This window comes from Bacillus safensis, from assembly GCF_039619585.1.
GTDB lineage: Bacteria > Bacillota > Bacilli > Bacillales > Bacillaceae > Bacillus > Bacillus safensis.
The window spans coordinates 2991262-3002595 of the sequence record NZ_CP154909.1; the positions used below are offsets into that span (position 1 = coordinate 2991262).

10 protein-coding genes and 1 other RNA gene are annotated in these 11334 nt (G+C 39.4%); 1 reads left to right on the forward strand and 10 read right to left on the reverse strand.

The window, feature by feature from the left end:
* The 7 genes from AAYR28_RS15450 to AAYR28_RS15480 all read right to left on the reverse strand — a co-directional run bounded on the left by AAYR28_RS15450 (window position 1) and on the right by AAYR28_RS15480 (window position 7106).
* On the reverse strand, window positions 1-1278 hold the full coding sequence (locus AAYR28_RS15450; RefSeq protein ID WP_024426051.1) for a cation:dicarboxylate symporter family transporter: 1278 nt from the start codon (window positions 1276-1278) through the stop codon (window positions 1-3).
* Between the two features lie 175 nt (window positions 1279-1453).
* The gene (locus AAYR28_RS15455) at window positions 1454-1588 is read right to left on the reverse strand and encodes a hypothetical protein (RefSeq protein WP_255290992.1); all 135 of its coding nucleotides are present in this window, start codon (window positions 1586-1588) and stop codon (window positions 1454-1456) included.
* Window positions 1585-4020: a heavy metal translocating P-type ATPase gene (locus AAYR28_RS15460; protein ID WP_034280920.1), complete on the reverse strand. Its 2436-nt coding sequence runs from the start codon at window positions 4018-4020 to the stop codon at window positions 1585-1587. Before AAYR28_RS15460 ends, AAYR28_RS15455 begins: the two co-directional genes overlap by 4 nt.
* 80 nt (window positions 4021-4100) lie before the next feature.
* Window positions 4101-4307: a copper chaperone CopZ gene (gene copZ, locus AAYR28_RS15465; protein WP_024423475.1), complete on the reverse strand. Its 207-nt coding sequence runs from the start codon at window positions 4305-4307 to the stop codon at window positions 4101-4103.
* Between the two features lie 72 nt (window positions 4308-4379).
* On the reverse strand, window positions 4380-4685 hold the full coding sequence (locus AAYR28_RS15470; protein WP_012011272.1) for a metal-sensing transcriptional repressor: 306 nt from the start codon (window positions 4683-4685) through the stop codon (window positions 4380-4382).
* 106 nt (window positions 4686-4791) lie between these two features.
* Window positions 4792-5247, reverse strand: coding sequence for a DUF6376 family protein (locus AAYR28_RS15475; protein WP_034280921.1), 456 nt, complete (start codon window positions 5245-5247; stop codon window positions 4792-4794).
* Between the two features lie 257 nt (window positions 5248-5504).
* Window positions 5505-7106: a histidine kinase N-terminal 7TM domain-containing diguanylate cyclase gene (locus AAYR28_RS15480; RefSeq protein ID WP_120207686.1), complete on the reverse strand. Its 1602-nt coding sequence runs from the start codon at window positions 7104-7106 to the stop codon at window positions 5505-5507.
* Between the two features lie 239 nt (window positions 7107-7345).
* Between AAYR28_RS15480 and AAYR28_RS15485 the strand changes: the two genes are divergently transcribed.
* Complete coding sequence (locus tag AAYR28_RS15485; protein ID WP_120207689.1) at window positions 7346-7582, forward strand: hypothetical protein; 237 nt, start codon at window positions 7346-7348, stop codon at window positions 7580-7582.
* Between the two features lie 64 nt (window positions 7583-7646).
* Here AAYR28_RS15485 and AAYR28_RS15490 read toward each other — a convergent pair whose 3' ends face one another.
* The 3 genes from AAYR28_RS15490 to smpB all read right to left on the reverse strand — a co-directional run bounded on the left by AAYR28_RS15490 (window position 7647) and on the right by smpB (window position 11334).
* Entirely contained in the window at window positions 7647-9917 is a 2271-nt protein-coding gene (locus AAYR28_RS15490) for a CDP-glycerol:glycerophosphate glycerophosphotransferase (protein WP_120207691.1), read from the reverse strand.
* A 406-nt stretch (window positions 9918-10323) separates the two neighbouring features.
* Window positions 10324-10687, reverse strand: a transfer-messenger RNA (tmRNA) gene (gene ssrA / locus AAYR28_RS15495).
* Window positions 10688-10863: 176 nt separating this feature from the next.
* Entirely contained in the window at window positions 10864-11334 is a 471-nt protein-coding gene (gene smpB, locus AAYR28_RS15500) for an SsrA-binding protein SmpB (protein WP_012011279.1), read from the reverse strand.

Here is an 11334-nt window from a genome sequence, read left to right on the forward strand (position 1 = left end):
TTACGCTGCTTTTGTTTGTTGTTTTAATTCCTCAATATACTTCTTCGATTTCTCTTGATCAAATACTTTTTCCCACTTAGACATGACAATGGCTGCAAGTGAGTTACCAAATACGTTCACTGTTGTACGAACCATGTCAAGAAGTCGGTCGATCCCAACGATGAAGGCAAGTCCTTCAAGCGGCAGTCCCATGGCACCAAGAGTTGTGATGACAACAACGATCGATGCACCTGGTACACCAGCCATTCCTTTAGATGTCAGCATTAAAATTAATAGTAACGTAATTTGCTCATAGATGGAAAGCGGCATGCCGTACATTTGTGCAACAAATATCGCAGCAATGGATTGATAGATGGCACTTCCATCTAAGTTAAAGGTGTAGCCTGTTGGAATAACGAACGACGTGATCGCTTTCGGGCAGCCGAACTTCTCCATTTTGTCCATTAATCTAGGCAGTACAGCTTCTGAACTTGCTGTTGAGAATGCAAGAATGATTTCTTCTTTTAATACTTTAAATAGTGTAAAGACGCTTGTTCCAGCCATTTTCGCAATAATGCCAAGTACAACAATGACGAAGAATGCCATTGTACCGTAAACGACAAGTACCAGTTTGCCTAGCGGGAGAAGCGCTCCGACCCCGAATTTGATCACCGTCACACTGATGAGCGCGAATACACCAAATGGTGCAAACTTCATCACTTTATTGGTTACCCAGAACATGGCTTCGAGTATACCCTCAAAGAATCCTAATACTGGTTTTCCTTTGTCTCCAACTGCGGCAATTCCTAATCCGAATAAGACTGTAAAGAAGATGGTTGGTAATAGATCACCTTCTGCAATGGATTGGAAAACGTTTGTCGGTACAAGATGCACCAACGTTTCTGAGAAAGTCGCTTTTTCAGAAGAAGCCTTAGATGTCTCTTCATATTTAGAGATATCGCCTTTCTCCATGTTGCTCATATCAATTCCTGTACCAGGATGGAACAAGTTTGCTGCAAGCAGTCCAACTGCTAATGCAATCGTTGTCACAATCTCGAAGTACAGAATGGTTTTTCCGCCGAGTCTTCCGATCGTTTTCATATCTCCAACACCTGCAACTGCTACAATCAATGCAGCAATAACAATTGGAAGAACGATCATTTTAATTAAATGGATGAATATATCGCCAATCGGCGTTAACACATTAATAACGGTTTCATTTTGATAAAACAGCGCTCCCACGACAACACCCAGAACAAGTGCAATGAGTATTTGAGAAGCTAACCCTAACTTTTTCATACGTGAACCCCCTTTTATTGATAACGCTTTCTTTGTTGCTTAATCGCATCTTAACGACGAACCTACAAAAAACGACAAAAAAGAACAAAAAGAAGTGAATTTTTTATGAAAAATCTTTAAAAAGGTGGGTTTTTCCACAATATTGTTAAAAAAAGACTTCGCTTTTGGCGAAGTCTTAATGATTTTGCATCTGTTCACTTGGTGTAAGTTGATTTGAAAAAAATTCATCATAAATCGTATATCCAATGAGCACAAGAGCAACATAGAGCAATGCACTAACGGTCCAAACCCATTTGACATTCATCTTCATTCTGCCACTCCCTCTCTGACTGGCTTCAATCGCTGCAATCTGAGTGCATTCAGCACAACGGACACGGAGCTAAAGGCCATTGCTGCTCCTGCAAGCCATGGTGCAAGGAAACCAAATGCAGCGATCGGTATCCCAATACAGTTATAGGCAAGCGCCCAAAATAGGTTTTGTTTAATGTTTCTCATTGTTTTTTTACTAAATTCCAGCGCATCTGCAACGGCATGGAGATCTCCCGTCATGAGCGTAATATCTGCTGCTTCCATGGCAACGTCTGTCCCTGTTCCCACAGCCATCCCAATATTCGCTGTTGCAAGAGCTGGGGCATCATTGATACCGTCTCCGACCATGGCGACTTTTTTTCCTTGTTCCTTAAGTGCCGTAATGTGAGCCGCTTTTTCTGCAGGAAGCACTTCAGCAATGACATGATCAATGCCTGCCTGTTTCGCAATCGCCTCTGCTGTTAGTTTATTATCACCTGTCATCATCACAACGTGAATCCCCTGCTCTTTCAGACGAGCGATGGCTTGAGGAGAGGATACTTTGATTGTATCTGCGACCGCGACAATGCCGGCGACTTCGCCGTCAATCGCAACAAGCATAGCCGTTTTTCCTTGCTCCTCCAGCGTTGTGACAGATGCTTCTATTTGCTCATATTGGATATGATGTTTCTGTAATAGCTTACGCGTTCCAATCAAAAGCTTGTGTCCTGCTGCCTTTGCTTCAATTCCATGACCTGGATCTGCTTGGAAGGCTTCAATTTCGACTGCTTCAAGACCTTGTTCTTTCATACCGTCTGTGATCGCCCGGGCAAGCGGGTGTTCCGACTGCTGTTCTGCCGATCCTGCTAGCTGAAGCAGCGTATCTTCTGTCCAGTTGGCATATGCCAGTACATCTGTCAGACTAGGCTCTCCTTTTGTTACAGTCCCTGTTTTATCTAACACGACCGTGTCGAGTGATTGAGTCACTTCTAAATGCTCTCCGCCTTTAAACAGAATGCCTGATTCAGCCGCACGGCCGCTGCCAGCCATAATAGAGGTTGGTGTCGCAAGGCCGAGCGCACACGGACATGCAATGACAATGACGGCTATAAAGGTTTCAAGTGCTGACGTCACATTTCCTGGGTCAACAAAGAAAAACCATATGAGGAATGTGAGCACAGCAATTCCTACAACAATGGGAACAAATATTCCTGATATTTGATCTGCCATTCTTTGAATTGGTGCTTTTGAGCCCTGCGCTTGTTCTACAACTCGGATAATCTGTGAAAGAGCGGTCTCTTTCCCGACTTTAGTCGCTTTTATTTTGATGAATCCATTTTTATTGATCGTTGCCCCGATGACCATATCTCCTGCTGTTTTATCAACAGGCAGACTTTCTCCTGTAATCATGGACTCATCTATTGCGGATGTCCCCTCCATGATCTCCCCATCTACCGGTACTTTTTCCCCGGGTTTGACAAACACAAGGTCATTCACTTTCACGTCAGAAATAGGCACAGTCATCTGTTTGCCATCTCGCTCGATAACCGCTTCTTTCGCTTGTAAGCCCATGAGCTTTTGAATCGCTTCTGATGATCTTCCTTTTGCTCTTGCTTCCATTAATTTTCCGAGCACGATCAACGTAATGAGGACAGCACTTGTTTCATAATAGAGGGCTGCCTCATGTGTGCCTTGAACCGCTGACTGAATGCTTTCATATAAACTATAGAAAAACGCGGCAGATGTCCCAAGAGCGACAAGAACATCCATATTGGCACTTTTATTTCTTAAAGCCTTATACGCCCCTACATAAAAGGGCCAGCCGACAATGAACTGCACAGGCGCTGCTAACGCCAGCTGTACCCATGGATTCATAAACGCTTCAGGCAGCCAAATAAAGGACGTAAAAGAAAAATGGCTGACCATTGCCCAAAGAAGCGGCAGTGACAAAATCATCGAGAATAAAAAGCGTGCCGTTTGCTTCTCTATTGCTGCTTGGCGGTGATCTTTCTTTCCTTCCTCTGCTTGATCTGCAGCTGGTTCAATTAAAGAATACCCAATAGACTGCACCGCATCTTTTATGTCATTTGTAGACGTTTGGCCCGGATGATATGTGACCTGAAGTGTCTCAAGCGCAAAATTTACAGACCCGTGATCGACACCGTCCATTCGGTTAATTTTTTTCTCGATTCGGTTTGCACAAGCCGCACACGTCATTCCCTCTATATCAAATTCTGCTTGCTCCATCACCACATCATAGCCAAGCGATTGAACTTTTCGCTTTAAATCATCTGGTGTTAGTTTCTCTGTTTCATAGACAATATGGGAAGTGTCAAGCGCCAAATTCACACTGGCATCCTCCACACCTTCCAGCCTGTTCAATCCCTTTTCGATACGGCCTGCACAAGCAGCACAGGTCATCCCCGTAATTTGAAAGTCAATTTCCTTTTTCATTGATCTCACCTCTCCACATACTCCATGGGGGTATTATTTTTTGAAAAAAATACGTGCTGTACTGCAGCACGTATACTTATTTATACGACATCATATCCCTGTTCTTCAATCACATCAGAAATACGGTGTAACGTGACTTGATCCGGATGAAATGAAACCTCCACCTGTCCTTTGTCTAAATGGACTTTCACAGATTCCACACCTGCTAATTCTCCTACATTTCCTTCGACTGCTTTCACGCAATGTCCGCAAGACATGCCCTGCACTTGAAGTGTTGCTTGTTCCACTTCTCATCGCCTCCATCAATCATTTTCTACAATTTACTATACCCTAGTAGGGTATCGATGTAAACATAAATGCTACGATTTTGTCAGTTTCGTAAAGACCGTCATTAACTCTTCAATGGCTTCATCCCCATTGCCGCTCTTGATAGCATCTGCAACACAATGATGTGTATGCTTTTCCATCAAATGAAGACTGACTTTTTTCAAAGCCGCATTGACTGCAGAGATTTGATTCACAACATCTATACAGTAACGATCGTTTTCAATCATTTGCTGGATCCCGCGAACTTGTCCTTCCACTCGTTTCAAGCGATTGATCAATTGGTCCTTTTCCTTTTCGGCTCTAGGCGAAGCCATATGTCTTTCTTCATGTTCTGTCATGTGATCACCTTTTTTTCATTATGACTTGTCTTTACCTAAATTAAAGCATATCTCCACCGAAAAAGGCAAAGATATGCTGAGCACCGCATATAAAGCTGTGTTTGTCCTAATTTGTTAATTGTTCGATATCCTGCAAAAGATTGACGGATTGCTGAAGCTGTTTCATCAATCCCTGCTGATCCTCCAGTATGGCGGCAACATCGATATCGCCTGCTTTCAATTGCTGTATATATGTTTGGATCTCCTCTGACAGCACTTTATTTTTTTCAATGATTTGTGCATGAAGGTCTTCTGCCATTTTTGGCGCTGTGACTTCATTAAAATCTTGAATGTCTGCCTTCAACGATTCTAGCTGCTGCGTTAATTCTGCCTTTTTGGCGGCGTTTTGCACAGCTTCTTCAGCGAGCTTTGGAAATTCCTCTGTAAATTGCTGAATGTCCGTCACATAGTCATTTGCCTCAGTGACATATGTCGTTGTATCGTTGACCTGATCAAGCAAGCCGGAGCAACCGCTTAATACAAGCGTTCCGGAAAATAGACAAGCCATCACGTATTTTTTCAAGATCGATCATCCTTTCATCTGTAGGATTAAAAGCATCATTTGTTCCGCTTCCCTATCACACAGATGCAAAAAGACCTTAAAAATAGCCAGACCTTTGCCTCATGTGTGATAGGCAAAGGTCTGGCTAACATTGTTCATGCCGGAATGGCCGAGAAACAACGAATGTTTCTGTAGTGACGACCAAAACCGTAAAAGCTACTCCCCTTTAGGAAACCGTTCAAATGTTATGTTTATCATATCGAATGTCAGGACAACAGTCAATGCGGAAGATCCTGCTCTTGATACAGCACATGGCCCTTACCAGTGGATGCATAAATCCGGTTCCGTCCTTGGCGTTTTGACATATACAAGGCCTGGTCCGCTTCAAATAGAAGTGTCTCTAATACACAAGGATCATTGGCTGTGTGAGCAATTCCAAAGCTCGCTGTCACTCGCACTTTTTCCTTATCATTCGTAAAGAAACTTGCTTCAAACGAATGTCTTATTTGTTCCGCGATATGACATGCCTCTTTAAATGACTGATGAGGCAGACAAATGGCAAACTCTTCTCCCCCATATCGTCCAAATAAATCATCCATTTGTAAATGCTCCTGACAAATAGAGACAACATGACGCAGCGCTTCATCCCCGATATGATGTCCGTGTGTGTCATTGATTTGTTTAAAGAAATCAATATCAAACAGCATAACAGCGGTATCCTGCGCATCCTCTTCAAGGATCAACTGCGTTCGTTCGATGAAAGAAGATCGATTGAAAATATTCGTCAAACCATCGATATACGCACGACGCTCCAGCTCTTCCTGCAGCAAACGCTGCTCTGTAACATCACTGATCACTATTTGCCTGCCCTCAATCTCTCCTCTTCTATTAAATAGAGAGGAAGCGGTCAGATGATAATAATAGGACTGGTCTTTTTCTTTTTTCCACATTAAATCATATTGCGAATGATCCTGCGGAGAGCGCAGCCATTGAATGAACGCTGAATCTTTGATGATTGCTGAGATAATATCGTCGATCTTATAGCCAATTCCCTTTTTATTCGCAAGTGCTGGAATGATCGATGCAGCAGCGGGATTGTAATCAATGAGTGTTCGATATCGATCTAAAATCAAAACCCCTTCAGACATATGCTCAAACACACGCTCCATTGCAATGGGAGACAGCTTAAACAGCTGGAACGACATAATTGCCCATAAATAGAGTGCGTTGGTAATAAACATCACCACAGGAACAGGATCAATATGCAGGGGTGTAACGCCTAATAAATAAATAAAAGAAGTCAAAATTGGTAAGGACATTCCCACTAACAGTATCAGAATCTGCTTTAAATATTCTTTTTTTGTGACACGTAAAAACCAAAGCAGCATAAAAATAGCAAGCATCGAACAGCCAAACGTATAAACGCCATGAATGATATACCAATAGCCAATCGTAAAATCAGCCAATAAAAACCCATCTACTGGATTCATCGTGATGCTTCGATAAAAGAGTGAATGTAAAGAGTTGGTGAACACCATAATGGTTGTGAGAGTTGGAATCAATAAGATGAGAAGCACGCGGCGCTTTGTGAAATATTGATGGAACCCCGTAAATTGCAGCACAATCAGCAGACTGAGCGGTGCGATAAACGGAAGACCTATGTATTGAAAACAAACCCAGAACATGATTTCTTCAGGGGTACGAGCCAATAATTCAAACGTATGCCCAAAGATATAAATCGCAGTTGCTCCAGACATGTACATAAACAATTGACAGCCAATATACCGGTGGCGGTTCGCATGAGCAATGATTGATAATATCACGGACAGAATGCCAGAAACACTCATGATCACAATAAAATGTAAAACAATCGAATCCATGTAAACGCCCCAATTTCAGTTATTTAGAACTAGTCTAATCTTACTATATATGAGGAAGTCACAAATGGGAAGATGTGATTTTGAATTGGTTGGAGGTTTTTTGTAAAATTTCAGGCGTTATCTGTTTGTGATCCCTTATATTTTCACTACTTTTTGCTTAATTTGAGGGAGAAGTATGTTGCGTCTGGAGAAATATCTGTACAATGTGGAGATCAATGGAGAGGAGACTCGAAAGGAATATGACTTTTTGGATGATTATGACGGGGCTGTTTATGTTGATTCTTTTAGAAAAACCGTTTGAAAAGAGAAGTTCTGGATTGTTATTTTTGATCAGTTATTTACTGCTGATTGCGGTTTATGTGATTCAGACAACGTTTGTGGAACTTGTGCCGGATGGATTTTTGATGATGATTGCGGTGGTTGTCGTTTCTCCTTTGTTTGTTCGGTTGGTGCAGTCTTCTCAAAGGAGTATTTAACTTCACTCCATAAAAAACCTCTACTTGTTTCTATACCAAGTAGAGGTAATCATCTGATTTAAATTTATTTACTCGTAAATACTTTCTTCACAACCCGCTCACTTGCCCTACCATCTTCTAATGAACAGAATCTTTCATGGAATACATCATATTTTTCCTTGTAAGCATCTTTTACGCTTTCGATGTTTTGTATGCTATTTAGAACTTCTTCAGACGTATACAATAATGGACCTGGTAGATCTTTTTCAACATCTATATAAAAACCTCTCAGCACATCTTTGTATTTATCAATATCATACGTAAAGAAAAGAATTGGCTGCCTTAAGTTTGCAAAATCAAAGAATACAGACGAGTAATCAGTGATTAGGATGTCGCTTGAAATATATAAATCATTTATATCGTTATATTTGGAATAATCAAAGGCAAATCCTTCAAATCCAGTTAAATCAATATTATCTGAAATAAAATAGTGCATCCGTAATATAATGACATATTCTTCGCCTAACTTTTCTTTTAGTAAATTTAAATCTAAGGTAAGATTAAATTTATACTGACCTGCTTTATGAAATTCATCATCTCTCCATGTTGGTGCATATAAAATAACTTTTTTATCAGCAGGTATACCAAGTTTCGATTTAATTTTGACTTTATCCTCATCAGTAAAGTTTTTCAAAATATCATTTCTTGGATATCCATAAGTTAATATTTTTTCTTTCGGATACATAAATGCACTTTCAAAGATTTTTTCGGAATATCGGTTTGCTGCAATTAAGTAATCCCATTTACGTGACTGCAAGTAAAATTCCTTTTTATAATCGGGATTAGCAGATACTACATTTTCCATATCAAATACTAATTTCTTCAGTGGTGTTCCATGCCAAGTGGATAAAATAATTTGTTCATCTTTTTTATAAAGCCACTTTGGCTGTCTCATGTTTAAAACAAAGTATTTGGCGACGGTGACATAATAAAAATATTTCCAGCTAAATCGCTTAATCACTTTGACGTTCTTATGCCGAAATTCTTCTTCATTTGATACCATTTCTTTATCATTAAGAATCCAAACATGCTTCCATTTGTTTGGTTCATTTTTCAGCAAATATTTAAAAATCGCTTTTGGACTATCCGAGTAGTTTCTTCCTAAAAAGCTTTCATAAACAATTGTGTGGTGTTTGATAGGTAATCTAGAAAAAAACATTTGTTGAACTGTTCTTTGTCTCGCTCTCTTCTTTTTCGGTTTTATACTCTGATATAGAGTATAATAAAGAACGCGTTTTTTACTTAGACGATATGCCTTATTGTAATTCCCATTCTTAATAGCATCAATCTCTTTTGTATGTCTTCTCTTCAATTTGAATGGATTTGACTCTGCATTCAAAATGGTTTGAAAGTACTGATAAATAGGCGTTAATCGTTCAGTTCCTACTTTAAATATTGGGCTTTTTACAACTTTATACAAATATTGACTAATTGCTTCAACCTTTACTTGCTTAACCAAAGCCAAATCATCACATTGTTCAATTGACTTGCTTAATGTTCGAAACAATTCTTCGAATCGATGATCATGATCTTCTTGAGAAAGTGATGCATAATTGATAGGATCATTATGAATCAGCTTATAGTATAAGCAAATTGAAGTCTCCAAAATAGAGAAAGCATCTTGGTAAATTTTCATTAAGAAAGGAATATCACTATACAATGGTGCGCTTTCATCAAACTGTATTTGTTTGTTCAGCAAATATTTTTTTTGCACAACGAATCCGTGTGATTTAAATTGGTAGGATATCTTTTTAAAGAATTTTTCTTTTGCAATTTCATGATAATGTGCCGAAACCACATTCTCCTCAAAAAGCATTTGCATGACTTTGTTTTCATCCGCATTAACATTTAATTTTTTCAAAACATGGCTTAAATTATCTAAAGTATCATGCTGATACAAGGCCTGCTTCTTTTCTTTTAATGTTGTTTTTCTATCTACGATTGTCTTTTTAACTTTTAGTTTGAATACATTCACTTGTTCTTGATCAATAATTTGCTTCGCATATATAAGTGCATTAGGATGTAAGAAATCATCTGCATCTAAAAACAAGATGTATTCTCCTTGGGCTTCTAATATGCCTTTATTTCTACTAATGCCTGGATTAGTATGAAGTCCCATATTGATGGTTCTATAGTTAAAGGAATAAGACTCTAATATTTCTTCTAAATGTTGACTATCTTGATGAATAAAAAGCACTTCGAAATCTTTAAAAATTTGATCATCTAAACTTTTGATGCAGTTATCAGTATACTTTTTATTGGTATCCTTATAAGGAATAACAATAGTAAATAACATAAGATCCCTCTTCCGAATTTTGTATAAAAATATAGTGATGTTTCAATTTCTCCATCACTTAAGTTAAATTCAAAAACAATAAATATTATAACAAAAACATGTTTTTATTCAAAAAAAAGATTCGTCTATAAAGACGACTCAATAGAATAATTTGTTGATTTAATAATGCCTTACCTTTTCACTTCTATGATACAACAATTTATCATACTTAACATAAAAAAACCACATTTCTTACCGACTTGAAATAAAAATAACAAGAATACATTTTGCATTCTTACTTTTGCTAATATAATCTTATAAAAAATAAAAAAATGACGCTATAACAAGCGTCATTTTTAATTATTCATGTTGCCAGACCCGCATCAAGGGCTTTCAAACCCTTGATGCGACTGCATTCTAAAAGTTTTGATGGAGACGGTGGGAGTCGAACCCACGTCCAGAGACATCGATTACTTAAGCGTCTACGAGCGTAGTCAACATATTTACGTGTTCACTCATCCTCATGCCTGCTGACGGGCGCTTGGAGAGCTAGTCTGATGAATCTCTTCTTACGTCCTCAGACGGAAACGTAAGCGTAGCCTACTTCATTGGGCTCCTCACAGACACATAGGCGATGTCAGGAAGAGCTCGCTGCGCTTATTAGGCAGCTAGTGCTAAGTTTTGGTTAAAACTTTTAGTTTTGCCAGTTACATTTAAGTGCGTGTTAACGAGATCGCCTCTCGGCTCGCAGCCTAAGCTCGAACCATCCCTGTCGAATCCGTAACGTCCCCTTGTAAAAGGGATATACGGGATGGAAACGTTCAGCTTAACTGCTTCCGTATATAACTATTATAACAATCTCATCGCTCGAAACAACTGGTGGTTTCTGTAAAAACAGCGATGGTTGTTTACTGCATAACATATTGTAGCATAATGCTTCCGCTCTCAGCAAGCCATCTGCATTAGGCTAGAATTGCTTTTGACGATCGCGGAAGGCACGTTCGATTTCACGTTTTGCATCTTTTTTCTTCAGATCTTCACGTTTATCGTATTTCTTCTTCCCTTTTCCGATTCCGATCAGCACTTTGGCAAAGCCATTTTTCAAATAAAGTTTCAGAGGCACAAGTGAGTAGCCTTCTTCCTTTGTCGCACCAATCAATTTGCTGATTTGCTTGCGATGAAGCAGCAGTTTTCTCGTTCTCAGCGGATCATGGTTATAACGGTTCCCCTGTTCGTATGGGCTCACGTGCATGTTATGAAGAAACACTTCTCCTCGCTCGATTTTGGCAAAGGAATCTTTTAAATTCACTTTTCCAGCACGAATCGATTTGATTTCAGTTCCTTGTAATACTAGGCCGGCTTCGTATGTTTCTTCTATAAAGTAATCATGATTTGCTTTTTTGTTTTGGGAAACAACTTTTCCCTCTCCCTTTGGCAT